Genomic DNA, 25023 nt, shown 5'->3' on the forward strand with positions numbered 1-25023 from the left:
CCGAAACGGTTTTCAGGTCACACCGCGCACGGTCGGTATGCCGGAACCGGAGACAGAGTACGACGAAACTCTGGGGAACAAGTTCGTTTTCGTCACCGGGGGCGTCATGTCCGGGCTGGGCAAGGGTATCACGGCCGCCAGCACCGGCAGACTGCTCTCGAACGCCGGGTTCGACGTGACCGCGGTGAAGGTCGACCCCTACCTCAACGTCGACGCGGGCACGATGAACCCCTTCCAGCACGGGGAAGTCTACGTCCTCAAGGACGGCGGCGAGGTCGATCTGGACCTGGGGAACTACGAGCGGTTCCTCGACATCGACATGACCTCGAAGCACAACGTGACGACGGGCAAGGTCTACCGCTCGGTCATCGAGAAGGAGCGGGCCGGCGACTACCTGGGCAAGACCGTCCAGGTGATCCCCCACATTACCAACGACATCAAGCGGCGCATCCGCGAGGTCGCCGAGGGCAACGACGTCTGCATCATCGAGGTCGGCGGCACCGTCGGCGACATCGAGGGGATGCCCTACCTCGAGGCCCTGCGGCAGTTCGCCCACGAGGAGGACGAGGAGGACATCCTGTTCGTCCATGTCACGCTGGTCCCCTACTCGAAGAACGGCGAGCAGAAGACCAAACCGACCCAGCACAGCGTCAAGGAACTGCGCTCGATCGGCCTCCAGCCGGACGTGCTCGTCGGCCGCTGCGACGACCCGCTGGAGCGACAGACCAAGGAGAAGATCGCGCTGTTCTGTGACGTTCCCACGGACGCCGTCTTCTCGAACCCGGACGTGCCGGACATCTACCAGGTGCCGCTGATGGTCGAGGACGAGGGCCTCGACGAGTACGTCATGGAGCGACTGGACCTGGCCGACGACGCCCTGCCCGAGAACGAGCGACACAACGAGTGGCGCGAACTCGTCACCCAGGAGCAGACCGGCTCCGTCGACGTGGCGCTGGTCGGCAAGTACGGTCTCGAGGACGCCTACCTCTCCATCTACGAGTCGCTGAAACACGCCGGCCTCGCCCACAACGTCAACGTCGACACCGAGTGGATCCACGCCGAGGAACTGGCGGACGGCCACGGCGGCGAACTCGACGGCATGGACGCCGTCGTCGTCCCCGGCGGCTTCGGCTCGCGGGGCACCGAGGGCAAGATGGAGGCCATCCGCTACGCCCGCGAGAACGGCGTCCCCTACCTCGGCCTCTGTCTGGGCTTCCAGCTCGCGGTCGTCGAGTACGCCCGCAACGTCCTCGGCCTGGAGGGCGCCCACTCCGCCGAACTCGACGAGGAGACGCCCCACCCCGTCATCGACATCCTGCCCGAGCAGGAGGGCGTCGACGACATGGGCGGAACGATGCGGCTGGGCGCCCACGTCACCGAAATCGAGGAGGGGACCCTGGCCGAAGAGATCTACGAGGACGACTCCTGCACGGAACGGCACCGCCACCGCTACGAGGTCAACCCCGAGTACATCGACGACCTGGAGGCGGCAGGGCTGCGCTTCTCCGGCAAGTCCGGTCGCCGGATGGAGATCCTCGAACTGCCCGACCACCCGTACTTCCTCGGGACGCAGTTCCACCCCGAGTTCCGCTCGCGGCCCGGCCGCGCCAGCCCGCCCTTTGTCGGCCTGCTCGACACCGCGCTGGACCTGCAGGCGAACGAGGACGAGACGGACCGTGCGGACGACCGCGACACCGGGGAGGTGGAGGTCTGATGGTCGACGTCGACTCCTTCATCGACGAGAAGATCGACGAGATAGCCGACGAGGTCGGCGACGCCAACGCCGTCATCGGCCTCTCGGGCGGCGTCGACTCCTCGACGGCCGCCGCGCTGGCCTACGAGGCCATCGGCGACCAGCTCACCGCCGTCTACGTCGACACCGGTCTGATGCGCAAGGGCGAGACCGACCAGATCCGCGAGACCTTCGACTACATGGACTCGCTGCGGGTCATCGAGTCCCAGGACCGGTTCGTCGACGCCCTCGAAGGCGTCACCGACCCCGAGGAGAAACGCCACATCATCGGCGAGCAGTTCATCCGCGAGTTCGAGGAGGTCGCCCGCGAGGTCGACGCCGACTACCTCGTCCAGGGGACCATCTACCCCGACCGCATCGAGAGCGAGGGGACCATCAAGTCCCACCACAACGTCGGCGGCCTGCCCGAACGCATCGACTTCGACGGCATCGTCGAGCCGATGCGCGACCTCTACAAGGACGAGGTCCGCGAGGTGGCCCGCGAACTCGACCTGGAGGAGATCATCTCCGAGCGGATGCCGTTCCCCGGTCCCGGCCTCGCGGTGCGGATCATCGGCGAGGTCACCGAGGAGAAACTGGAAGTCGCCCGCGAGGCCAACCACGTCGTCGAGGAGGAACTGGAGGAGTACGAGCCCTGGCAGGCCCTCGCCGCGGTGCTCGGCAAGGCCACCGGCGTCAAGGGCGACAACCGCGTCCACGGGTGGGTCGTCGCCGTCCGCTCCGTCGAGAGCCGGGACGGGATGACCGCCCGCGCCCAGGAGATCGACTGGGAGACGCTCCAGCGCATCCAGAGCCGCATCACCGGCGAACTCGACAACGTCTCGCGCGTGCTGTACGACGTGACCCACAAGCCGCCGGCGACCATCGAGTACGAGTAGCGACAGTCTGCCGCTCCACAGACACGGATTTCTTCAGTCAGTTCGGTCCGAACGCCACGACGCCCTGATCCGTCGTGGCGACGTAGTACTCGCCGGCGACGGCCTGCGGGCCGACCCTGGGCTCGTCCCACTGTGCTACTGTCGCCGAGCCGATCCGCTCGTCAGCCGACGGGTCGACCGCGCTTGCGGTCAGCCGCCCGTCCTCGGTGGTGACGCCGTACAAACGGTCGTCGGCCGCGACGAGCCCGCCGTCGGTGTCCATCCGCTCGACCGACCCGTCCGCCGCGTCGACGGCGAAGAAGCCCCACTCGCCGCGCTCCATGCCCTGGACGTAGACGGTGTCGTCGAGGACGAGCGGCATCCCGTAGAAGGCGGCCTGCTCGGCCTCGGCGGGGTCTCCCTCGTAGGTCTGGGGATCGTCGCCCTCCGGTATCGCCGTCCACAGCTCCGACCCGTCTTCGATGTCGATCGCGACCATCCCGCCCGTGTCCCGGTTGGTGATTCGGCCGCAGACCGCGTAGGCGACGCCGTCGACGACGACCGGGGAGTTGAACGGGGCGCCCTCCTGCTGGTAGAGGATCGTGTAGAAGTCGTTGCTCGCCGTCCAGCGGCGCTCGCCGCTCTCGCGGTCGACGGCGTGGATCTCGTCGTGATCAGTCGCGAATATCGTGTCCTCGGTCACCGTCGGCGGGAACCGGTTGCGCCACAGGGGGTCCTCGCCCGGCGCGTAGTGCGACTCGCGGCTCCCGTCGCCAGCGTCGAAGGCGGCGTAGAGCCGGTCGCCGACGAACAGCGACCCTCCCTCGGCGGTCACCGGCGACTCGTACGGCGTGTCGAGGGCCTGTTCCCACTCGGTTTCGCCGTCGTCCGGCGAGAGCGCGGCGAGACCCGGGCCATCCGAGACGGTCCCGACGACGAGGCGCTCGCCGTCCGATCCGAGCGTCCGCGCCGGCGAGGTGTTCCCCTCGCCGTACATCTCGGCAATGGGGAACGACCGCTCCCACTGCCGCTCGCCGGTCGCGAGGTCGAACGCCGAGACGACCGTCCGCCAGCCCGAGTCGTCGTTGATGTCCGCCGCAGCGAAGACGGTCCCGTCGAGGACGACGGTCCCGTCGAGGACGACGGGGGCGGAGAGGACGACGGGGGCGGAGAGGACGCTCACCCCGGCCGGCCCGTCCGAGCTGTCGGTGTAGCTGCCCGTCCACGCGACCGTGAGGTCGCCGCCCGGGCCGGGTGCGGAGGGGTGGACCGCGGTGTTTCGTGGTCCGAATCGGTAGCTCGGCCAGTCGCGCTCGCCGGGTTCGAACCCTGTCGACTGGCCGATGCCCGCGGGACAGCCGGCGAGGGCCGCGGCCCCCGTTCCGGCGACCGCTCGGAGCAGGGACCGCCGTCGGAGGGACGTGTCCATGTCGGGCGTTTCGAACGGACTGGTAAGTGCTTTTTCCTGAACGCGTGACCGTTCCCGGGGCACGCTTCGCGGGGCCGCGCGAAACGTGAAGCACAAACCCCCCGGCCCCGATCAGTGGGTATGAACGCAGTTTTCGCGGGGACCGACACCGAGGGACTGGCCGACGAGTTGCGCGAGCGGGGCGCGACCGTGTCGGTCGTCGACGGGATCGCCAACCGCCCGGCGCTCGAAGAGGCCGGCGTCCACGACGCCGACGTGTTCGTCCTGACCGACGCGGGGCAGGCGACCTCCATCGTCGTCGCGAGGGACCTCAACCCCGACATCCGGGTCGTCGCCTACACCGCCGACTCGCTGCCGGAGTTCGTCAGCGGCCAGCAGGTCCTCGGGATGGACCCCGCGCTGTTCGACGCCGACACCGTCGCCGAGGAACTGACCGACGCCGCCGACGCCGACGACTGACCCCGGATCTGACCGCCCCGACCGCCGCGGGCGTCCGGACCGCTACGGCCGCCCCGACCGCGTTGCTTCCGGGGCAACATTATTGTTACTGCGGGAGAAACTCTCGCAGTATGACCGAAGTGTCGACCGGTCCCGCGGCGGGCGCGTCGGCGTCGGCGGCGGTGCTCTCCGCCTGGCGCGAGGGCGTCGGCGCGCTGGCCGGCGGCGCGCTCCTCGGGGCCCTCGTCCGGTCGCTGCTGGCGATCAACGGCGTCGCAGGCCCGTCGACGGCCGCGCTCGTCGGCGGCGGGGCGGCCGCCGCGCTCGTCTGCGTCCTCGGCGTCGTCGCGGCCGGCACGGCTCGCCGGAGCGTCCGGTTCGGCCGCGACGCCCTCACCGTCGAGGGCGGGCTCTCGCCAGGCGCGACGACCGTCGCCTACGACGACATCGACCTGGCGATCCGCCGTGACACCGGGGTCGACCGGCGACTGGGGACGGCGAGCTACGAACTGGTCCGCTCGGGCGGGTCGAACCGCTTCTTCGGCCACCTGCGCGACCCCGAGGGGTTCGAGCGCGCGCTCGACGCCCGCGTGCCGACCCCGCGCGAGCGGGTCGAGGCCGTCGACGAGGCGACGGTCCGCGAGGCGCTCCAGCGGAGCCGCGTCCTCTGGCAGGACTGGCCGACCGACGAGCCGCTCCCCCGCTCGGCGGTCGTGACCGACGACGTGCTCGTCGAGAAACTCGACGGGGAGGGGAACGTGACCCCCGGCCGCGGGGACGACGAGCGACCGCGTCGCTCCTCGCCCGGGCCGGACCGGCCGGCCACGCTCGACGGGATAACCCGCAACGGGAACGGTAGCGAAGCCGAGGAGTTCACCGGGGGAACCGGGGGCGACGGAGTTGCCGAGTAGCACCCGCGACACCGAAGGCGGGCCCTGCCGGCCGCCCTCCCCACGAAGCTTATACCCGAGCGCCGGCGAGAGAGCACGATGACCGACCCGATCCCGAGCGAACGGTTCGCCGGGGCCGTCCCCGGAGTTCGGTCCGAGCTGCGTGTCTTCCGCGACCGCCTGGAGTACGACCCCGGCGGGCTCGGAGACCTCCTCCGCGGGTCGGAGACCGTCCAGTGGGAGGACGTCGACCTCGTCCTCCGCCGCGACGGGCGGCTCGACCGGCTGCTCGGCGCCGGGAGCTACGACCTGGTCCGTTCCGGGAAGTCGACGGTCAGGCTCCACCACGTCGCCGACACCGACGCGGTCGAACGCGCGCTCGACGCCCGCGTACCGACCCCGCGCGAGCGGGTCGAGGCCGGTAGTGAAGCGGAGACCCGCGCGGCGCTCCAGCAGGAACGCGTCGCCTGGCGGCGCTGGCCGGACGACGAGCCGGTCCCCCGTTCGGCGGTCGTGACGGACCCCGACCTGGTAGCGGCCTACGTCGCCACCGACCGCCCCGACCGCCCCGAGGTCACGCGCGCCGAGGACGCTCGCCCGTCCGGCGTCACCGCGGCCGACTTCGAGAACGGGCGGTTCCCCGGCGGCGGTGGCGGCGGGGAGACCGACTTCACCGGCGGCACATCGCGACACTCGCCGGGTCTGGCCTCCAACGAGGGCGGCGCGGAGAAGAACGTCGGCAGCGAGTCCGCCGGCGATATGTGAGTCGTCGACTCGTCCCGTGAGTCGGACTCAGAGTCGTCCCGCGAGGTCCGCGAGTCGGTCGCCCCCGCCGCGCTCGAACGGGACACCGTGGCCCATCGCCGCGACTTCGAACGCCGGCGCGTCGGCGGCCAGCCGACCGATACTCTCGCGAGCGACTGCGGTGTCGTCGGTGATGACCCACGGCGTCGGTTTCAGGTCGCCGCCGGACTCGCGCACGAGGTCGCCCAGCGCCGCGAACCCCAGATCCTCGCTGACGTAGGCGACGTGGCCGGGGGTGTGGCCGGGCGTCTCGTGGACGGTGAACGAGCCGACGGTGTCGCCCCCGGTCAGCGGGACGACTTCGTTGTCCGGCGGCGTGAGTAGCGGGCCGACCAGCCGCTGGAAGACCCCTTTCGGCACGGAGAACGGCGGCTTCTCGCGGCCAGTCACCAGCGGAGCGTCGCGCCGGCCGGCGTAGACCGTGACGTCGAGGCCGTCGAGCCGCGGGAGGCCGCCGACGTGGTCCAGGTCGTAGTGGGTGACGAGCACCCGGTCGAGGTCGCCGAGGGCGTACCCCGCCTCGACGACGGCGTTCGCGAGGTCGCCGCCGCGCCAGGGCGTCCCCGCGTCGACGAGCGTCAGCGCGCCGCCGTCGTCGACGAGATAGGCGTTGACGCCGCCGAGGTCGATCCACCAGGCGTCGTCGGAGAGTCGCGTGACCATACCGCCCGTAGGACCGTCGGCGGGATAAACCGGCGGCCGAGGGGGTCGGCGTCCGGCGGCGAGCGGGTCGGATCCGACGGCCGGGCAGATCGGCCGGGAGCTGAACAGCCACCGGGAAATTTTTCGTCCCGGGCCGCCGGCCCACAGTCATGCGAGCGGACGACGTGCCGGCGGTCCACGAGCGGGTGGCCGAAGAGGCCCGCGACCATTTCGCGGGCGACGAGACGGGTCACGACATGGCCCACGCCTGGCGGGTCTACCGGCTGGGACGCCGGCTCGCGGCGGAGACGGGCGCCGACACCACCGTCGTCGGCGCGGCGGCGCTTGTCCACGACCTCCACCGCCTGCGCGGGGAGGGGTTCACCCACCCGAAGGAGACGCTCCCGGAGGTCCGGACGATCCTCGCGGACGCGGAATTTCCCGGGGACCGTCGCGAGGCGGTCTGTCACTGCGTGGCCCACCACGAGGAGTACGACTTCGCCGAGCGGACGGACCTGGACCGCGAGCCGACGCCCGAGGAGCGGGTCCTGCGGGACGCCGACAACCTCGACGCGCTGGGCGCGGTCGGGATCGGCCGGGCGTTCACCTTCGGCGCCCACCACGGCCAGGGGATGTACGACCCCGGCCGGGAAGCGAGGGACAGCTACGACCGGAACGACCGTGACAACACCGTGATCCAGCACGCCCGGGAGAAACTGCTGCGGCTGCCCGAGGCGATGGAGACCGAGCCCGGACGGGAACTAGCGGCGGAGCGGGCCGCGTTCGTCCGGGAGTTCGTCGAGCGCTTCGAGGGCGAGTGGCGCGGCGACCTGTGACCGTCGGTGACCGCTACCGCTCGATCGGCACGTCGAGTCGCAGGTCCCGCGACGAGCGGCCGAGCGAGACGGTGTGCTCGCCGGCGTCGACCGTCCAGCCCTCGTCGGCGTCGTAGCGCCCGAACGCGCGTTCGTCGAGCGCGACCGCGATGCGGCTGGACTCGCCGGGGTCGAGCGCCAGCGAGGCGAACCCGCCGAGTTCCCGCGGCGGCCGGTCCAGGTCGTCGGGCGCCGCCGGCGAGTCGACGTAGGCCTGGACGACCTCCCGGCCGCGCCGGTCGCCGGTGTTCTCGACGGTGAGTTCGACGGTGGCGTCGTCGATCGCCTCGGCGTCGCGGTACTCGAAGGTCGCGTAGGAGTGCCCGTGGCCGAACGGGTACGTGGGCTCGGCGTCGGTCGCGTCGAAGTGCCGGTAGCCGACGAGCAGCCCCTCGTCGTAGTGTGCCTCGCCGTCGACGCCGGGGTAGCGGCGCTCGTCAGCGGTGGGGTACGCTTCAGCGGGCGCGAACGTCACCGGGAGCCGCCCGCCGGGGTCGCTGTCGCCGTAGAGGACGGCCGCCGCGGCCGCCCCGTGGGCCTGGCCGGGGTACCAGCCCGCGACGACGGCCGCCACGTCCTCGCGCCAGGGCGCCTCGAAGGGACCGCTCGTGTTCGCGACCACGACCGTCCGGTCGTTCTCGGCCGCGACCGCCTCGATCAGTTCGTCCTGCTCGCCGGGCAGCGCGAGCGACTCGCGGTCGGCGGCCTCGGTGGCCTGGTCGCGGACGAACACGAGCGCAACGTCGGCGTCGGCTGCGGCCGCGACCGCATCGTCGACCGATGGGTCGGGACCCTCCTCGCCCTCGTCGCCGTCGTCCGGTTCGAACGCGTCGAACAGCGAGATGTCCTCGACCCGCGGGTGGCCGCGGGCGACAGAGACAGCGCCCTCGGCGCGGGCCTCGATCCCTTCGACCGGGCTGGTCTCGGTGGCCGGTGTCACCTCCGAGGAGCCGCCCCCACCGAGGATCGCCTCGTCGACGTTCGGGCCGACCACGGCCACGTCGGCGTCGTCGGCCAGCGGCAGGACGCCGTCGTTGTCCAGCAGGACGGTCCCGCGGACCGCGACCCCCTCGGCCAGCCCGCGGTGTTCCGGCGTGTCGACGGCGCCCTCGGTGTCGGCCGATTCCCGAGACCCGTCGAGCAGCCCGTGGCGGTCCAGCTGGGTGAGTAGCCGCCGGACCATGTCGTCGAGCCGGGACTCCGGCACTTCACCGGCTTCGACGGCGTCGGCCAGCTCCTCGCGGTAGAGGCCGCCCGTCGTCGGGTCGGGCATCCCGTCGGCGTAGTCGAATCCCTCGGTCGGGTCCTCGGGCGGCGCGTCGCCGTCTTCGCGGTCCGCACCGTCGGCCTCCTCCCCGGGTGCGCCCATCGACTCGAACAGCTCCTCGGCGGAGATGCCGGGCATCTGCAGGTCCAGCCCCGCCGACGCCGTTCCGACGACGCTCTCGGTGCCGAACCAGTCGGACATGACCACACCGTCGAAGCCCCACTCGTCCTTGAGTACCTCGGTCAGGAGGCGCTCGTGCTGGCTCATGTACGTCCCGTTGACGCGGTTGTACGAGGACATCACCGCGCCGGCGCCGGCGTCGACGGCGTCGCGGAAGCCCGGCAGGTATAGCTCCCGGAGGACGCGCTCGTCGACCTCGGCGCTGACCGACGCGCGGGCCGTCTCCTGGTTGTTCGCGACGAAGTGTTTCGGCGTGGCGACGACGCCCGTCGATTCGACCCCGTCGACGACGCCCGCGGCGAAGCGGCCGGTCACGACCGGGTCCTCCGAGTAGTACTCGAAGTTGCGCCCGCAGTGGGGCACCCGGACGAGGTTCAGCCCCGGCCCGAGCAGCACGTCCTGGTCCCGCCCCAGCGCCTCCCGGCCCAGCGCCCGGCCGAGTTCGCGAGCGAGTTCCGGATCGAACGACGACGCCAGCGCCGTCGCCGCCGGGAACGCCGTCGCCGGGTCGTCGGTGCGGACCCCCAGCGGCCCGTCCGAGAATCTGACCGGCGGGATGTCCAGCCGCTCGATCCCGGGGACGAAGCCGGTCGCCGTCCCCTCCGTGTCCGTCGCGCCGTGCGTCAGCCGTACCTTCTCCGCCAGTGTCAGCTCCGAGAGGAGCCGATCCACCGTGTCCGTCGTCATTGACTGGACGTTCAGTCAGGATCGACTTAATCGTTGCCCTGGTCGGGGCGAAAGGTGCGGCCCGAATACTGTGTTACGAGGCGGGTTCGGCGGGAGGGGGAGGAGGTCGGCGGTCAGTCGTCCCGGCGGGCGAGCGAGACGAGGTGGGCCATCTCCTCGACGACGAGTTCCTCGGTCCCCAGGCGGGCTGCGGCCTCGCTGCCGGGGAGACAGAAGACCGGGACGCCGTCGACCATCCCGGCGGTGGCGCGGGAGACCATCGCGCGGGTGCCGATCTCCTCGTAGGAGAGGATGCGGAACAACTCGCCGAAGCCCGGGAGCTCGCGGTCGAAGAGCGGACGGGCGGCCTCGACGGTCACGTCGTCGGGCGTGACGCCCGTGCCGCCGGTCGTGACGACCACGTCCACGTCGTCGCGGCCGGTGAGGTTCAACAGCGCCGTCTGGACGCCGTCGAGGTCGTCCCGGAGGATCTCCCGGGTGACGACCTCGTGGTCGGCGGCCTCGACGACCGCCTCGATCACGTCGCCGCTCGTGTCATCTTCGCGTGTGCGCGTGGACGAGACCGTGACGACCGCGACGCCGAGCAGGCCGACGTCGGCGCCGTGAGCGTGGTCGTGGGAGTGGCCCCCCGAATCGTGTGAGTCAGCGCCGGAGCCGTGCGAGTGGCCGCCCGACCCGTGTGCGTGCTCCGGTGCGCCGTCCGAGTGGTGCGCGTTCTCCGGGGTGTCGACGCCCTCCTGGTGGCCTGGGCCCTCCGAGTGGTCGGCCGTGTCCTGTGGGTGGCCGCTGGAGTCCGTCGAACGCGCGCCGGACTCGGCGTGGTCGCCCCCCTCGCGGGCAGGTCCGCTCGACGAGGGGTCGGCCGTCTCGCCGGCGTCGGTGCCCGGGACGGCGTCGGCGCTGTCCGCGTCGGCGAACGGGTGGTCGTCCGCAGTGTCCTGCCCCTCGTCACCATGCTCCGGCTCGCCCGACGGCGCCAGCGGGTCGTCCGCCGTCGAGTCGGCCCCGGCGTCCCCTCCGGGAGCCTCGTCACCGGTGTCGTCGTCGGACGGATCCCGGGTGTCGTCGGTCTGTGGACCGGACTCGTCGTCGGTCGGCCCACTGCCCTCGTCGACACCCGACTCCGCGTCCGACCCGGACGTGTCCGGCGCCAGCGGATCGCCGCTCTCGTCTCCGGACGACGCTGCGAGCGGGTCGTCGGCCGCTCCGGGCTCCGCCCCCTCGGCAGTCGCCCCGCCCCCGCTCGCGCCGGCGGCGCCACCTTCCGGTTCCGGCGGGTCCTCCCCCGCGGCTTCGGCGTCGGCCTCCTCGACCCCCTCGGCCGACTCCTCGACGGGCTCCGTCTCGTCCCCCCTCTCGCCGGCGTCCTCGTCGGCGTCGTCCCCCTCGGCGTCGTCCCCCTCCTCGTCCTCGTCGTCCCCGTACCCGCGGCTGGTGTCGCGTGACTGGAAATCGACCATGGGATCGTTACCCGGCAGCGAACCAAAAAGGCCAGCATCCGACCGAACCCGGGTCGCGAGCGGCCGGGACAGTGAACGGGCAGCGGTGGGCGGGACAGCGCGGAGAGCGGCCCCGCCACGGCGGGCCGGGGATCAGGACAGCGCGTCGACCACCTCGTCGGCGGCGGCGTCTGCGTCGCGGTCCTGGAGGAAGGTCGCGACGGCGTCTTTCAGCTGGACGACCTGCTCGGGCTGGACGGCCAGCCCGTGACACATCGACGGCAGCTGGGTCGCGCGGCCGCCGAACGCCTCGTGGAGCTCGCGGCTCATCGGGTGCAGCTCGGCGACCGACACGTCGCTCCGCGGCGGGACCGACCCGCTGATCGTGTTGAACCGTTCGATCGTCTCGGCGGAGCCGAGGTACTCGACGAACTCCATCACGGCGTCGTCGCCCTCGGTGTGGGCCGCCGGGACGATGGCGTTCGTGTTGACGATGTGGGCGCCGTCGGTCCCGGGGAAGGGAACGCAGTCCCAGTCGCGGCCGAACTCCATGTCGGTCCCGGCCATGTGGCCCGTCGACCACGACCCGTTGTTGATGCAGGCCGCCTCCCCGTCGGAGAAGGCGAACTCCAGGTCGCTCGAGTCCATGAACTCCGGGTTGTCCGGTCCCGCCGCCAGGAACTCCCCGAGCGTGGCGAACGCGGCGCGGATGGCCGCTCTGTGGCGTGACGGCCGCCCGTCGGCCGCCGCCTCGTAGCCGCTCGGTCCCTCGTGGGCGAGAAAGAGCGTCTCCCACAGCTGGAGCAGCCCGAACGGGTTCCGGCCGAAGACGGCGATCGGGTGGTCGCTCTCCTCGGCCAGGGCCGGGAGCGCCTCGACGAGTTCGTCCGGCCCGGAGAGCCGCGCGGGGTCGACCCCGGCGGCCTCGAACAGCTCGACGTTGTAGTAGAGGTTGCTGATCCGGTGCATGTCCAGCGGGACGGCGTGGAACTCGCCGTCGAAGCGGGCCACGTCGACCATCCCGTCGAAGTACGCCCGCTCCATGCCCGTCCGGTCCCACAGGTCGGTGATGTCGGCTGTCGCGCCGGCCTCGACGGTCGGCCGGAGGTTCGCGCCCGGCCACTCGTCCCACACGTCCGGCGGGTCCTCCCGCAGGATCCGACTCTTGATCATCAGCCGGAGCGCGTTGATCACCGTCTGCTCCTCGGCGACCGACACGCCGGGGGTGCGGTCGGTGTACTCCGCCAGCACGGTGTCCATCGCCTCCTCCTCGCTCCCCCACACGAAGTGGTGGTGGATCTCTATCTCGCGCTGTCCGCCCACGGCCGTTGACATACGCTATCGTGTGGGCGACCCCCATAATGACCTTGCCCCCGAATTATCCGAACTGAGAATCAGTGCGGTGGTGACACTCCGGCCGGGGGCGGCCACTCGGACCGCGGGCGCCGCCCGGTGGATCCCCCGCCAGCGGGCCGGAGGGTCGTCACTGTTTTGCACACCGCGCGCGTCGGTCCGACCATGTACGCAGTCCAGTACGCGGACCACGGCGACCGGGACGTGGTCGAGTACGCCGAGCGGCCCGACCCCGAAGTGGGCCGGGGCGACGTGCTCGTCGACGTGAAGGCCGGCGCGCTGAACCACCTCGACGTGTGGACCCGCAAGGGCCTGCCGGGGATCGACCTGGAGATGCCGCACGTCCCCGGCTGCGACGCCGCGGGCGTCGTCGAGTCCGTCGGCGCGGACGTGACTCGCTTCGACCCCGGCGACCGCGTGGCCGTCACGGCGGGCGTCAGCTGCGGCGAGTGCGAGTTCTGCCGCGACGGCGAGGCGTCGATGTGCGTCGACTACCACATCATCGGCGAGCACGTCCCCGGGGTCCACGGCGAACTCGCCGCCGTCCCCGAGGACAACCTCGTCGCCGTCCCCGGCGGCGTCGACTGGGCGACCGCCGCCGCGGCGCCGCTCGTCTTCCAGACGGCCTGGCGGATGCTGGTCACCCGCGCCGACATCGACCCCGGCGAGTCGGTTCTCGTGCTCGGCGCGTCGGGCGGCGTCGGCCACGCGGCCGTCCAGATCGCCGACTTCGCCGGCGCCGAGGTGTTCGCGACCGCGAGCACCGACGAGAAGCTCGACTACGCCCGCGAGGTCGGCGCCGACCACGCCATCGACTACACCGAGGACGATTTCGCCGCACAGATCAGGGAACTGACCGACGGCCGCGGCGTCGACGTGGTGGTCGACCACGTCGCTGGCGAGACGTGGGACGACTCGCTGAAGAGCCTCGCGAAGGGCGGCCGGCTGGTCACCTGCGGCGCCACGGCGGGCGGCCGGCCCCAGACCAACGTCAACCGCGTGTTCTGGAACCAGCTGTCGATCATCGGGTCGACGATGGCCACGCCCGGCGAGGTCGACGACGTCCTCGCGAAGGTCTGGGACGGGACCTTCGAGGTGCGCGTACGCGACCGCCTGCCGATGAGCGAGACGGCCCGCGCCCACGAACTCCTGGAGGACCGCGAGGGCTTCGGGAAGGTCGTGGTCGTCCCCGACAGCGAGTTCGATGGCTGAGACGCCCGCCTCCGACGGCGACGTGCCCGAGGGCGCCGGACGGTCCGACGACCGGGAGCCGGGCGACGGTCCTGACGACCGGGGCCCGGCGGACGGTCCTGACGACCGGGACGAGGCCGACGGGCACGTCCGCGGAACCGGCGGGGACGGCGACCTCCCGCCGGTCGGCCCCGGTGGCTACGACGTGCCCGACCCCGAGTCGCGGGAGTTCGGCCGCCGCGGATGGGCGCTGGTCGCCGCGCTCGTGGTCGCGCTCGTCGTGATCCCCTGGACTATCATCGCGATCCCGCAGGCCCAGGGACTGCTCGAAGCGCTCCCGCTGGGCTACCGCGACGCGTATCTCGTGCTCCCGTTCGTCCCCGCGGTCTTCCTCGGGCTGCTCGGCGTCTGGACCGCCGTCGCGAACCGCCGGTCCTGACCGCTTCCCGACCCGCCCGGCCGCCGCACTCACCGTCGCGACCGACCCGATCCAATTCTGATATCGGGCCACATACACTTATTTCGGGGACAGTGGAACCCTCCCGTATCGATGACGACGACGGCGTTCACGCCCGTCGTGTTGCTCGCCGCCATCGTCGCGAGCGGCGTCGCCGCGTTCGTGTGGACGTTCCGCGACACGCCGGCCGCGCGGCCCCTGTCGGTCTTCGTCGCCGCGACCGGGCTGTACGCGCTCGCCCAGGGGCTCGGGCTGGCGACCCCCGGACTGGCCGGGAAGCTCCGGTGGTCGAGCGTCGCGGCGACCGTCTCCGTGGTCCTCCCGGCCGCCTGGCTGGTGACGGTCCTGGCGTACACCGAGAGCGAACGCGCGATCGGGGGCCGCCGGCTGGCGCTGTTGCTCGTCGAACCCGCCGTCTTCGTCGCGCTGGTCTGGACGAACGACGCCCACGGCCTCGTCTGGGCCGACCGGTGGGTCGCGACGGCCGCCGGGACCGCGTACCTCGCCCGGGAGTTCGGCCTCGCGACGTGGGCACACGTCGGGTACTCCCTGCTCCTGTTCGCCGTCGGCGGGCTCGAACTCGTGCGCCTGAACTTCCGGACGACGGAGTTCTTCCGGGGACAGGCGACGGCACTGCTGGGCGCGATGGTCGCCGCCGCGACGGCCTGGACCGCTTCCCTGTTCGGCGTCGTCCCCGGCCGGTACGCGCTCGGGGCCGTCGGCTTCGTCGCCGCCGGCCTCGTCACGACCGCGACGCTGTTCCGCGGCCGGCTGGTGTCGGTCACGCCTGCCACCCGTCAGCTCGGCCGCGAGGCCGTCATCGACGAGATGGACGACCGCATCGTCATCCTCGACGAGGACGACCGCATCGTCGACGTGAACCCCGCCGCCGCGCGGCTGTTCGACCTCGACCCCGAGGGCGCCGTCGGGACGCCGATCGAGACCGCGGCGCCGATGCTCGCCGAGTCCGGCGGCGGGGTCTCCACCGGCCAGTCCGACCTCGAACTCGACGGCCCGGAGGGCCGCCGTTACTACGACGTCCGGGTCTCCCCGCTGTACCGGAGCTACGGGGGGATCGCGGGCTGTGTCCTCAGCCTCCGCGACGTGACCGACCGCCGCCGGCACGAGCAGCGCCTCGACGTGCTCAACCGCGTCCTCCGGCACAACCTCCGCAACGAGCTGAACGTCGTCGCCGGCAACGCCGAACTGCTCCGGCGGGACGTGGAGACGACCGACGAGGTCGAACGCCGGCTCGACCGCATCGAGGAGACGGTCGACGGCGTCGTCGCCCGCAGCGAGAAGGTCGGCCACGTCGCCCGGATGGTCGACGACGAGCGCGACCGCGCGTTCGCGGTCACCGAGCGCGTCGAGGGGCTCGCCGACCGCGTCGAGTCCGCCCACGACGGCGCGACCGTCGAGGTCGACCTGCCCGACGGGCTGACCGTGGTCGGCGGCCCCTGCCTGGAGCGGGCCGTCGAGGAACTGCTCGAGAACGCCGCCGAACACGCCGGCGACGACCCGACCGTCGAAGTGCGGACGGCCCGCCGCGGCGACGAGTTCGTCGAGGTCCGGGTCGCCGACGACGGCCCTGGGATCGAGGACCACGAGCGGAGCGTCATCGAGGCGGGCCGCGAGACGGCGCTCGAACACGGCAGCGGCGTCGGCCTCTGGCTCGTCAAGTGGGTCGTCGGCGAGTGCGGCGGCTCGGTCGAATTCGTCGACGACGGCGACGGCTGCACCGTCGCGCTCGTCCTCCCCCTGGCCGACGCCGCGACCGACGGTACGCCCGACGACTCGCGGGATTCCGAACGGACGGGAGTCGAAGCGAACGACTGAGCGCCGGCCGGGGAGCCCGGTCGGCGTCGCCTACTCGAAGTCGCGGCGCATCGCGATCTCGAACCAGGGGCAGAGACGGAGCTGGCGGTACCACCGCGGGTGTTCGTAGAGGCGCTCGTAGGGCACCCACATCAGGCCGCCGACCTCCTCGGGGTCGGGGTCGAGGGTCGTGTCGAGCAGCGTGGCCTTCAGCACCGCGCAGACCTCGTGCTCGACGCCCTCGTCCATGTAGTAGCGCTTGTACTCGAAGCGGTCGGTCACCCGGAGGTTGTCGTACTGGTCGGGCGTGACGCCGAGTTCCTCCTCGAGGCGCTGGCGGGTCGCCTCAACCTGCGTCTGGCCCTCTCGCGGGTGGGAGGCGACCGTGCCGTCCCAGTAGGTGTCCCAGAGCCGCTTCTTCGGGCTGCGCTGGGCGAGCAGGATGCGGTCGTCCTCGTCGAACAGCAGCGAGGTGAACGCCCGGTGGCGACGGCCGTCGCCGGTGTGGGCGTCGAGGCGGTTGACCAGGCCCTGCTCCTCGTCGTTCTCGTCGACGGCGATCACCGACTGCTCGGCGTTGTCGTGGTAGTCGTCGGCCCCCTTGGCCGACGGCGCGCCGTCGTCTCCGGGAACCCCCTCGTCGTCCGTACTCATGGGAGTCACGTGGGAGAGCGGGTTCAAACAGTCTTCGACTCGCCGCGGTCGCTCCGACCGACCCGAACCGCTCACCCGACGCGTTCGTCGAGGATGAGCCTCGTCTTCGTGCTCACGACCTCGTCGAGTTCGCGCGTCTGGGTGATGATCTCGTTGACCCGCTCGGTGTCCTGGGCATCGACAACGAAGACGATGTCCTCCTCGCCGGAGACCTGCCAGACGAAGTCGACCTCCGTCCACTCGGCGACGCGGTCGCTGATGTCGTGGGTGTCGACGCTCACGTCGACGCCGACCTCGATCATCGCTTTGACGTTCCCCGTCCGCGTCGCCACGGTGAAGCGCTCGATGACGCCCTCCTCGACCAGCGACTCCACGCGGTTGCGGACCGTCCCCTCGGAGGTCCCCACGTCGTCGGCGATCTCCGTGTACGGCGTCCGCGCGTCCCTGCGGAGGATGTTCAGGATCTCCCGGTCGAGGTCGTCCATCGAATACCCCACAGTTTCCGGCCACCCCACTTCACCGTTACGAATTTCGTAACCTGACTTCGAAAGCAAGGCTTATCACCGGAGGTGGTATACGCATCTCGTAATGACGGACGCCTACGTGGCACTGGAGGGCGGACGCGTCGTCGAGGCGCGCGCGCGCTCGCCGGGCACGACTCGCGGGGAACTGGTCTTTACAACTGCGTACACCGGCTACGAGGAGAGTCTCACCGACCCCTCCTACGAGGAGCAGATCCTCACGTTCTCCTACCCGCTGATCGGCAACTACGGCGTCCGGGAGGAGCGCTTCGAGTCCGACCGCGTCCACCCCCGCGGCGTCGTCGCCCGCGACCTCACCGACGACGTGGTCGAGTGGCTGAAAGAGGAGGGCGTCCCCGCCGTCGACAAGCTCGACACCCGCGACATCGTCACCGAGATCCGCGACTCCGGCGCGATGAAGTGTGGCATCGCCGCCGGCGAGGACGTGACCGAGCAGGACGCGCTGGACGAACTCGACCAGTGCAAGCACATGAGCGACCACACCGACATCGGCGACCAGGTCACCACCCCCGAGACCGTCGTCTACAACGAGGACGGCGACGGGGCGGACGTGGCGCTCATCGACTGCGGCGCCAAGGGGTCGATCATCTCCTCGCTCGTCGAGCGCGACGCGACGGTCCACCTCATGCCCCACGACACCACCGAGGAGGAGGTCGCCGACCTCGACCCCGATGTCCTGTTCATCTCCAACGGCCCCGGCGACCCGGAGAACTTCGACCAGGCCAACGAGCTCGTCGACAGCTACGTCGGCGAGAAACCCATCGCCGGTATCTGTCTCGGCCAGCAGGTCGTCGCCAACGCGCTGGGCGGCGAGACCGAGAAGATGGAGTTCGGCCACCGCGGCGTCAACCAGCCGGTCCGCGACCTCCGGACCGACAAGGTGGTCATGACCACCCAGAACCACGGCTACACCGTCGCCGACCCCGGCGACAACCTCGAGGTCACGCAGATCAACGTCAACGACGAGACGCCCGAGGGCCTGGAGAACGACGAACTCGACATCCTCACCCGGCAGTACCACCCCGAGGCCAACCCCGGCCCCAACGACTCGAAGGGCTTCTTCGACGAGGTCCTCGCGATGGCCGACGACGAGCCCGCCGCGACGACGAACTGAGGATCCCCCTTCTCCCGCTCCGACTCGCCTCACTCGGACCAGTCGACCGGTTTCCCGCGATACTGGACCCGCGAGTCCCCGTCGCCGCCGGGCTGGCCGTCATCGCCGCCGTCCGGTCCGTCTCCCTCGGTCGTCCCGGAGTCCGACGGGGGCTCGTCGGGGACGCCGGGGTGGTTCTCGCGGCTGATGGGCTGGCCGCGGTAGGTCAGCTGGTTGGCGCCGTCGTCGGTCTCGATCTCCGCGGGCGAGTCGGCGGTGCGGTCCTCGACGTACTCCGCGGCCGCCGCGAGCAGCGACTCGTCCGTCGACCGCTTCGCCCAGCAGTGGTACTGCTTGCGCGGCGTCCGGAGGACGAACCGCGCGGCGAACAGCCCCGTGTGGTAGGAGGCCGCGACGACCGAGTCGTGCGGGACCTCGATGGCGGTGTCCTCGCGCTCCCCGCCGACCAGACAGAGGGTCCGGCGGTCGGTGACCACGACGACGGTACCGCGGTCGCCGGCCGGTTTCGTCGTGTTGCGCTTGGTGCCGAGGCCGATACCGCGTTTCCCGTTCGTCAGGACGTAGGCCGGCGCCTCGGTCCCGTCGAGGTGTGTCACGGGCGGGTCGTGCAGCCGTCCCTCGGGGAACGACTCCTCGCGCCCCGCGAGCACGCCGACCGTCACTGACGGGTGGGGTGCCATCTCCGCGAGCGTCATCGCCCTGTCGAGGGCGCTGCCGTCGGTCATCGACTCCCTCCGGGCGGCGTCGCGAGCGTCTCGTCGGTCATCAACCGGGCGTTGTCACCCGGTTCATATCAGAATACGCCTACGATTCCTTTGGGTGGGGGTACGTCCTAATACGGTTGGGGCGAGGTCGGGGGGTCGGGCGAGCTACCGCTCCCACTCGTAGAACCACCACGACGCGCCGAGCAACAGGAGTCCCGCACCGAGGACCGAGGTGGCGGGTTCGGGGAAGACGAACAGGACGAACCCGACCAGGATCAGGAGGCTCGGCTCGATCTCGTTCCAGTACTCGGAGTAGTTCGGCAGGGCCATACCACGGTGTTGGACCGTCGCCGGGAAATACGTTGACCAGCGGGCCGCCGGGCGGCGGTCACGACGGGGACCATCCGTCGACCGGGACCACCTTGACGTTGCCCCGCTGGTCGATCCTGACCCTGCACCCGGCGTAGGAGAACCCGATCTCCATCTGCGCGTCCGAGGACGGCGGCGTCTTGAACAGGTTCTCGACCGCGTGGTCGACCTCGCGGTACAGCGAGGGGAGGTCCGTCGCGTCGACTCCCCTGAGCTCCGCCACCAGTTCGAGCAACTCGCTCTCGGCGGTCGTCGACCGCGGTTCGATCTGCGTCTGGACCATCCCGGGGGACTCCCCCTCGGATTCGTCGGACTCGTCGAACGGTTCCCGTGCCATACAGAGGGAGATGCGGAGCGGTCGCCACAAGTGTAGTTGCCACCTCCCGGTCAACTGGACGCCGGGAACCTCGCGGTTCTCCCCCCGTTGGTACTGTCGGGGTTGCGGATTCGAACCCAGACAGGTGTCGCCGGGCGGCCCCGACCGGGAATCCACGGAGCCGACAGTCCCGCCGTCGGGCGGTGACTCCGCTGTCGGCCGGTAGTCGGCTGTCGAGAAAACCGACGCGGTGTCAGGCCGGCGACGGCGTCTGCACGGAGGAGATGTAGCCCGTCAGGTCGGTCGTCGAGACGATCCCGATGACGCCCTCCTCGTCGTCGACGACGGGGAGGTGGTGGATACTGTGGTCGATCATCAGGTCCGCCGCCTCGACGATGGAGGTCTGGGCCGTCGTCGTGACCACGTCGGTCGTCATGTAGCGCTCGACGGTCGTCTGGGCTTTCGGCTTGGACTTGGCGACGATGTCGACGAAGTCCGTCGTCGTGAGGATGCCGAGCAACTGGTTGTCCTCGTCGACGACGACCAGCGACCCCACCCCGTTGTCCTGCATCTGTGCGGCGGCGTCCTCCACGAGCGTGTCGGGGCCGACCGTCTGCAGGTCCGAACTCATCAGCCGCGCGACGAAGATGTCTTCCATAGACACTGCTACACATACCCAGCGTATAAACACCGTCGGTCCCGGCAGAGCGGTCGGGCGATAGCGCCCCGCCTCGGCCCCGCGGCGCCCCTCGACTCCGGTGGCGCTCGAACGAGTCCGCCGGGCCGCTCCGACGGTCGGACCCCCGGCCACCGGCCGCTCCGACCGCCGGACGCTCCGAACCGCAACCCACAGGCGCGTCCTCGTGGAACGGCCGCCCATGTCGTGGTATCTCCTCTTCGTCGCCGGGCTGTTCGAGATCGCGTGGGCGACCGGGCTGGAGTACTCCGACGGGCTCACCCGCCCGGTCCCGACCGCCGCGACGGGCGTCGCGATGCTGATCAGCGTCGTGCTGCTGGCGAAGGCGGTCGAACAGTTGCCCGTCGGTACCGCCTACGCCGTCTGGACCGGGATCGGTGCGGTTGGCACCGCGGCGCTCGGGATCGTCCTCTTCGACGAACCGCTGAGCGCCGCTCGCGTCGCGTTCGTCGGCCTCATCGTCGTCGGCATCGCAGGGCTGAACCTCACCGCGAGCGGCGCCTCCTGAGGCGGGCTGTCGGGCCCGTGTGTCAGGTCTGCCGGTACAGCAGGGTCGCGGTCCCGAGAACGAGGAGGAGCAGTCCCCACATGAGGTCGCCACCGGGGAGGACGCCGAGCAGCAGCGTGACGATACCCGAGGAGATCAGCGACCAGCCGAGCGTGGTTCGGAAGGCCATGCGAACCAGTTTGTGGTCCGAACGGAAAGGTGTCCGGTCGGGGGTTCGATGACATCCGGTTCGCGCGCCAGTATGAGGAGTCGTGGTACCTCGACCCTCGGAAGGGTTATCTCCCAGCCAAACCTCTGTATGTTTGTAATGGCAAACGGTAAGGTTGACTTCTTCAACGACACTGGCGGCTACGGTTTCATTTCGACTGACGACGGCGACCTCGACGACGACGAAGACGTCTTCTTCCACATGGAGGACGTCGGCGGCGAAGACCTCACGGAAGGTACCGAGGTCGAGTTCGACATCGAGTCCTCGCCGAAGGGACCTCGCGCGGCGAACGTCGTCCGGCAGTAACACCGGAACACGGCTGTCGCTCACAGCGGCAGACACCGACCTCGATTTTTCAGACGGGTTCGCGCCCGAGTCGACGCTATCTGTACACGCTGTACTGAGGACGATCGCCATCACCGCCGCTAGGGGACGGTCGAAACGGAGAGAGAAAGCGGAGAGGTAGAGCGGTCCGAGGCCGAGTCGCGGCTCAGTCCTGCTTGGGCTGGCCCCAGTACTCGTCGCGCTTGACGCGCTCGCCGACGGGCTGGACGTCCAGCGGCTCGTCGGCGGCCTCGATGGCCTCCAGCGCCGCGCGGGCCGAGGCGAGCGTCGAGAAGTAGGTGATCTCCTCCTCGACAGCGGCCTCCAGGGGCTCGCGCTGGCGCGAGACGATGAGGTCGAGTTCGCCGCTCTCGACGGCGTCGACGAACTCCTCGGTGTCGTCGAAGGTCACCAGGTCGAAGTGCTCGGCGTACTGGTCGACCAGTTCCTCGCCGGCCTCGGTCTCACGACCGGGGAACTCGCTCTCCGAGAGGTCGACCACGGCGGTCCCCTCCAGCGGGATGGGCTTGCCGACGGACATCTGGGCCTTCTGGTAGGCCTTGCCGAACGAGTCGGCGGTGCCCATGACCTCACCGGTCGATTTCATCTCCGGGCCGAGCCGCGGGTCCGAGCCCGGCAGGCGGTCGAACGGCAGGACGACCTCCTTGATGGAGGTCTGCTCGGGCACCTGCTCGTTGACGTCCAGCTCGTCGAGGGACTCGCCGGCCATGACCTTGGCGGCGAGCTTGGCGATGGGGACGCCCGTCGCCTTCGAGACGAACGGGACGGTGCGCGAGGAACGGGGGTTCGCTTCGAGGACGTACACCTCGCCGTCCTTGACCGCGAGCTGGACGTTCAGCAGACCCACGGTGTCGAGCGCGCGGGCGATGTCCTCGGTGACCTGGCGGACCTTGCGGTTCACGTCGCGGCCGAGCGAGCGCGGCGGGATCATGCAGGCGGAGTCGCCCGAGTGGACGCCCGCGCTCTCGACGTGCTCCATGATACCGCCGATGAGGACGTTCTCGCCGTCGGAGACGGCGTCCACGTCGAGTTCGACGGCGTCCTCGAGGAACTCGTCCACGAGGATGGGTTTGTCCGGACTGACGCGGACGGCCTCCTCGATGTACTCCTTGAGGTCCTCGTCGCTGTAGACGATGTCCATCGCGCGGCCGCCCAGCACGTAGGAGGGGCGCACGAGGACGGGGTAGCCGATCTCGTGGGCGAGGTCCAGCGCCTCCTGCTCGCTGGTGGCGGAGCCGCCCTGGGGCTGGGCGATGCCCAGGTCGTCCATCAGGCGGTTGAAGCGGTCGCGGTCCTCGGCCAGATCCATGGCGTCGACGGAGGTGCCCATGATCTCGCAGTCGAGGTCGCGCCGTTCCAGTTCCGCTTCCAGCGGGTGGCCGATGTCGACGGAGGTCTGGCCGCCGAACTGGACCATCACGCCGTCGGCGCCGGTCTCCTCGACCACGTCGGCGACCTCCTCGGCGGTGATGGGCTCGAAGAACAGGCCGTCGGAGGTGTCGTAGTCCGTCGAGACCGTCTCGGGGTTGTTGTTGACGACGGTGGCGTCGATGCCCAGTTCCTCCAGCGCGCGGACCGCGTGGACCGAACAGTAGTCGAACTCGACGCCCTGCCCGATGCGGATCGGGCCGCCGCCGACGACCACGACGCTCTCGGCGTCGCGGTCGACCTGCACCTCGTTGCGGCCGAGCCCCGAGATGGGGTCACGCGAGGAGTAGTAATAGGGCGTCGTCGCCGCGAACTCGCCGGCGCAGGTGTCGACGAGCTTGAAGTCCCTGTCGGAGGTCTGGCTCTCGACCTCGTCGACGGTCACGTCGGGACCGGGCGAGGTCGCGGCCTCGGCGGATTCGGCTTCGGCGCCGCCGTCGGCCATCGCGGTGTCGTCGTCGGGCGCGTCGGGGCCCTCGACGGTCGGCAGCCAGGAGGCGTGGGTGTCGTTGAACTCGCCGCCGGCCAGGGCGACGATCTCCTGGTCGGTGAAGCCCACGTCGGCGGCGGCCTGATAGTCGCCCTCGGCCGCGGCCTCGGCGGCGTCGGCGATGCGCTGGAACCGTTCGAGGTACCACTCGCGGATCTCCGTGATCTCGCGGATCGTCTCGACGTCGTAGCCCCGGCTGAACGCCTCGAAGATGGCGTAGGGACGGTCCGGCGAGGGGCGTTCGAGGTAGTACTCCTCCAGTTCGTCGTTGAAGACGGTCGCGAAGTCGACGGCGGGGTCGTACTCGCTCGACCGGAGCGCCTTCAGCAGCGACTCCTCGAAGGTGCGGCCGATGGACATCGCCTCGCCGGTCGACTTCATCGCCGGGCCGAGCTCGAACTCCACGTCGGTGAACTTGTCCTTGGGCCACCGGGGAACCTTCGTGACCACGTAGTCGATGGCCGGCTCGAAGGCCGCGGTGGTCTGGCCCGTGATCTCGTTTTCGATCTCGTGGAGGCGCTTGCCCAGCGCGACCTTCGCGGTGACGCGGGCGATGGGGTAGCCCGTCGCCTTCGACGCGAGGGCGGACGAGCGGGAGACGCGCGGGTTGACCTCGACGACGCGGTACTCGCCGCCGGGGGTGCCGTCGTCGCGCCAGGCGAACTGGATGTTACAGCCGCCCTGGATCCCGAGCTCGCGGATGACGTCGAGGGCGGTGTCGCGCATGACCTGGTGGCCCTCGTCGGGGATGACCTGGCTGGGCGTGACGACGGTGGACTCGCCCGTGTGGATCCCCATCGGGTCGAGGTTCTCCATGTTGCAGATGATGATACACGAGTCGTCGGCGTCGCGCATCACCTCGTACTCCAGCTCGATCCAGCCGTCGATGGACTCCGTGATCATCACGCGGTCGTCCCGCGAGAGGCGCAGGCCCTTCCGGACGGCGTCTTTCAGCTCGTCCATGTCGTCGATGACGCCCGAGCCCGCACCGCCGAGGGTGTAGGTCGTGCGCATGATGACCGGGAGGCCGCCGACGGCCTCGACGGCCTCCTCGACCTCGTCCATGGACTCGATGGTGATCGACTCGGGGACCGGCTCGTCGATGGACTCCATGCGCTGGCGGAACTGGTCGCGGTCCTCCGTCGCGTAGATCGTATCGAGGGGGGTGCCCATGACATCGACGTCGTGCTCGTCGAGGACGCCCTCCTCGGCGAGTTCCGCGGTGACGTTCAGGCCCGTCTGGCCGCCGAGGCCGGCGATGACTCCGTCGGGGTTCTCCTTCCGGATGATCTCCGAGATGGCCTCGGTGTTGATGGGTTCGATGTAGACGGCGTCTGCCATCTCCGGGTCGGTCATGATCGTCGCCGGGTTCGAGTTGACGAGCACGACGCGCGCGCCCTCCTCCTGGAGCGCGCGACACGCCTGCGCCCCCGAGTAGTCGAACTCGGCCGCCTGTCCGATCTTGATCGGCCCGCTCCCGATCAGCAGAATGGTACGGTCCTCGTCCTGTGTCATTACTCGGGCGGAGTCCGCTCATCGTAATAAACCCGGCGAAAGAATACGGAAATCGA

The 25023-nt window shown here is 70.5% G+C and carries 25 protein-coding genes; 12 read left to right on the forward strand and 13 right to left on the reverse strand.

Annotated elements, in window-relative coordinates:
- The first annotated feature begins 37 nt into the window (after positions 1-37).
- Together pyrG and guaA are read left to right on the forward strand one after the other, a co-directional pair.
- A complete protein-coding gene (pyrG, locus tag ACMGFG_RS04405) occupies positions 38-1714 on the forward strand; it encodes a CTP synthase (RefSeq protein WP_436929138.1) in 1677 nt (558 codons plus the stop codon).
- Positions 1714-2631, forward strand: coding sequence for a glutamine-hydrolyzing GMP synthase (gene guaA, locus ACMGFG_RS04410; RefSeq protein ID WP_436929139.1), 918 nt, complete (start codon positions 1714-1716; stop codon positions 2629-2631). Before pyrG ends, guaA begins: the two co-directional genes overlap by 1 nt.
- Before the next feature lie 37 nt (positions 2632-2668).
- On the opposite strand, the gene ACMGFG_RS04415 is transcribed toward guaA, so the two are convergent.
- Positions 2669-4039: a PQQ-binding-like beta-propeller repeat protein gene (locus tag ACMGFG_RS04415; RefSeq protein ID WP_436929140.1), complete on the reverse strand. Its 1371-nt coding sequence runs from the start codon at positions 4037-4039 to the stop codon at positions 2669-2671.
- A 120-nt stretch (positions 4040-4159) separates the two neighbouring features.
- Between ACMGFG_RS04415 and ACMGFG_RS04420 the strand changes: the two genes are divergently transcribed.
- From ACMGFG_RS04420 to ACMGFG_RS04430, 3 genes are all read left to right on the forward strand, one after another.
- Positions 4160-4498, forward strand: a complete 339-nt coding sequence (locus ACMGFG_RS04420; RefSeq protein ID WP_436929141.1) for a DUF7126 family protein — start codon at positions 4160-4162, stop codon at positions 4496-4498.
- 110 nt (positions 4499-4608) lie between these two features.
- Positions 4609-5388 (forward strand): hypothetical protein, encoded by a 780-nt coding sequence (locus tag ACMGFG_RS04425; RefSeq protein ID WP_436929142.1) that lies wholly within the window; start codon positions 4609-4611, stop codon positions 5386-5388.
- A gap of 78 nt (positions 5389-5466) precedes the next feature.
- The gene (locus ACMGFG_RS04430; protein WP_436929143.1) at positions 5467-6132 is read left to right on the forward strand and encodes a hypothetical protein; all 666 of its coding nucleotides are present in this window, start codon (positions 5467-5469) and stop codon (positions 6130-6132) included.
- A 27-nt stretch (positions 6133-6159) separates the two neighbouring features.
- Here ACMGFG_RS04430 and ACMGFG_RS04435 read toward each other — a convergent pair whose 3' ends face one another.
- A complete protein-coding gene (locus ACMGFG_RS04435; protein ID WP_436929144.1) occupies positions 6160-6834 on the reverse strand; it encodes an MBL fold metallo-hydrolase in 675 nt (224 codons plus the stop codon).
- A 149-nt stretch (positions 6835-6983) separates the two neighbouring features.
- On the opposite strand from ACMGFG_RS04435, the gene ACMGFG_RS04440 reads away from it, so the two are divergent.
- Positions 6984-7649 (forward strand): HD domain-containing protein, encoded by a 666-nt coding sequence (locus tag ACMGFG_RS04440; protein WP_436929145.1) that lies wholly within the window; start codon positions 6984-6986, stop codon positions 7647-7649.
- 13 nt (positions 7650-7662) lie between these two features.
- Here ACMGFG_RS04440 and ACMGFG_RS04445 read toward each other — a convergent pair whose 3' ends face one another.
- The 3 genes from ACMGFG_RS04445 to ACMGFG_RS04455 all read right to left on the reverse strand — a co-directional run bounded on the left by ACMGFG_RS04445 (position 7663) and on the right by ACMGFG_RS04455 (position 12596).
- Positions 7663-9822 (reverse strand): beta-glucosidase family protein, encoded by a 2160-nt coding sequence (locus ACMGFG_RS04445; RefSeq protein ID WP_436929146.1) that lies wholly within the window; start codon positions 9820-9822, stop codon positions 7663-7665.
- A gap of 113 nt (positions 9823-9935) precedes the next feature.
- Complete coding sequence (locus ACMGFG_RS04450; protein WP_436929147.1) at positions 9936-11282, reverse strand: MogA/MoaB family molybdenum cofactor biosynthesis protein; 1347 nt, start codon at positions 11280-11282, stop codon at positions 9936-9938.
- A 132-nt stretch (positions 11283-11414) separates the two neighbouring features.
- Positions 11415-12596, reverse strand: a complete 1182-nt coding sequence (locus ACMGFG_RS04455; RefSeq protein ID WP_436929148.1) for an ABC transporter substrate-binding protein — start codon at positions 12594-12596, stop codon at positions 11415-11417.
- Between the two features lie 183 nt (positions 12597-12779).
- On the opposite strand from ACMGFG_RS04455, the gene ACMGFG_RS04460 reads away from it, so the two are divergent.
- From ACMGFG_RS04460 to ACMGFG_RS04470, 3 genes are all read left to right on the forward strand, one after another.
- Positions 12780-13826: a zinc-binding dehydrogenase gene (locus ACMGFG_RS04460; protein ID WP_436929149.1), complete on the forward strand. Its 1047-nt coding sequence runs from the start codon at positions 12780-12782 to the stop codon at positions 13824-13826.
- On the forward strand, positions 13819-14244 hold the full coding sequence (locus tag ACMGFG_RS04465) for a DUF7977 family protein (RefSeq protein ID WP_436929150.1): 426 nt from the start codon (positions 13819-13821) through the stop codon (positions 14242-14244). Before ACMGFG_RS04460 ends, ACMGFG_RS04465 begins: the two co-directional genes overlap by 8 nt.
- A 111-nt stretch (positions 14245-14355) precedes the next feature.
- A complete protein-coding gene (locus ACMGFG_RS04470) occupies positions 14356-16098 on the forward strand; it encodes a sensor histidine kinase (protein ID WP_436929151.1) in 1743 nt (580 codons plus the stop codon).
- 30 nt (positions 16099-16128) lie between these two features.
- Here ACMGFG_RS04470 and ACMGFG_RS04475 read toward each other — a convergent pair whose 3' ends face one another.
- Positions 16129-16731: an NUDIX hydrolase gene (locus ACMGFG_RS04475; RefSeq protein WP_436929152.1), complete on the reverse strand. Its 603-nt coding sequence runs from the start codon at positions 16729-16731 to the stop codon at positions 16129-16131.
- Positions 16732-16802: 71 nt separating this feature from the next.
- Positions 16803-17216 carry an Lrp/AsnC family transcriptional regulator gene (locus ACMGFG_RS04480; protein WP_135363625.1) on the reverse strand — a complete coding sequence of 138 codons (414 nt, stop codon included), beginning with the start codon at positions 17214-17216 and terminating at the stop codon, positions 16803-16805.
- 103 nt (positions 17217-17319) lie between these two features.
- Here ACMGFG_RS04480 and carA point away from each other — a divergent pair, with 103 nt between their 5' ends.
- Positions 17320-18387 carry a glutamine-hydrolyzing carbamoyl-phosphate synthase small subunit gene (carA, locus tag ACMGFG_RS04485; protein WP_436929153.1) on the forward strand — a complete coding sequence of 356 codons (1068 nt, stop codon included), beginning with the start codon at positions 17320-17322 and terminating at the stop codon, positions 18385-18387.
- Between the two features lie 29 nt (positions 18388-18416).
- On the opposite strand, the gene ACMGFG_RS04490 is transcribed toward carA, so the two are convergent.
- The 4 genes from ACMGFG_RS04490 to ACMGFG_RS04505 all read right to left on the reverse strand — a co-directional run bounded on the left by ACMGFG_RS04490 (position 18417) and on the right by ACMGFG_RS04505 (position 20434).
- Positions 18417-19112, reverse strand: coding sequence for a hypothetical protein (locus tag ACMGFG_RS04490; protein WP_436929154.1), 696 nt, complete (start codon positions 19110-19112; stop codon positions 18417-18419).
- A 144-nt stretch (positions 19113-19256) separates the two neighbouring features.
- Positions 19257-19421 (reverse strand): hypothetical protein, encoded by a 165-nt coding sequence (locus ACMGFG_RS04495; protein WP_436929155.1) that lies wholly within the window; start codon positions 19419-19421, stop codon positions 19257-19259.
- A 58-nt stretch (positions 19422-19479) separates the two neighbouring features.
- Positions 19480-19797, reverse strand: coding sequence for a HalOD1 output domain-containing protein (locus ACMGFG_RS04500; RefSeq protein WP_436929156.1), 318 nt, complete (start codon positions 19795-19797; stop codon positions 19480-19482).
- Between the two features lie 232 nt (positions 19798-20029).
- Entirely contained in the window at positions 20030-20434 is a 405-nt protein-coding gene (locus tag ACMGFG_RS04505) for a CBS domain-containing protein (protein WP_436929157.1), read from the reverse strand.
- 220 nt (positions 20435-20654) lie between these two features.
- Here ACMGFG_RS04505 and ACMGFG_RS04510 point away from each other — a divergent pair, with 220 nt between their 5' ends.
- Positions 20655-20981 (forward strand): DMT family transporter, encoded by a 327-nt coding sequence (locus ACMGFG_RS04510; RefSeq protein ID WP_436929158.1) that lies wholly within the window; start codon positions 20655-20657, stop codon positions 20979-20981.
- Positions 20982-21003: 22 nt separating this feature from the next.
- Here ACMGFG_RS04510 and ACMGFG_RS04515 read toward each other — a convergent pair whose 3' ends face one another.
- Positions 21004-21150, reverse strand: coding sequence for a hypothetical protein (locus tag ACMGFG_RS04515; protein ID WP_436929159.1), 147 nt, complete (start codon positions 21148-21150; stop codon positions 21004-21006).
- Positions 21151-21288: 138 nt separating this feature from the next.
- Between ACMGFG_RS04515 and ACMGFG_RS04520 the strand changes: the two genes are divergently transcribed.
- Positions 21289-21495: a cold-shock protein gene (locus tag ACMGFG_RS04520; protein WP_008418277.1), complete on the forward strand. Its 207-nt coding sequence runs from the start codon at positions 21289-21291 to the stop codon at positions 21493-21495.
- A 184-nt stretch (positions 21496-21679) separates the two neighbouring features.
- On the opposite strand, the gene carB is transcribed toward ACMGFG_RS04520, so the two are convergent.
- Entirely contained in the window at positions 21680-24967 is a 3288-nt protein-coding gene (carB, locus tag ACMGFG_RS04525) for a carbamoyl-phosphate synthase large subunit (protein ID WP_436929160.1), read from the reverse strand.
- Positions 24968-25023: the final 56 nt, after the last annotated feature.

The organism is Halosimplex halobium, assembly GCF_051414055.1.
GTDB classification, from domain to species: domain Archaea; phylum Halobacteriota; class Halobacteria; order Halobacteriales; family Haloarculaceae; genus Halosimplex; species Halosimplex halobium.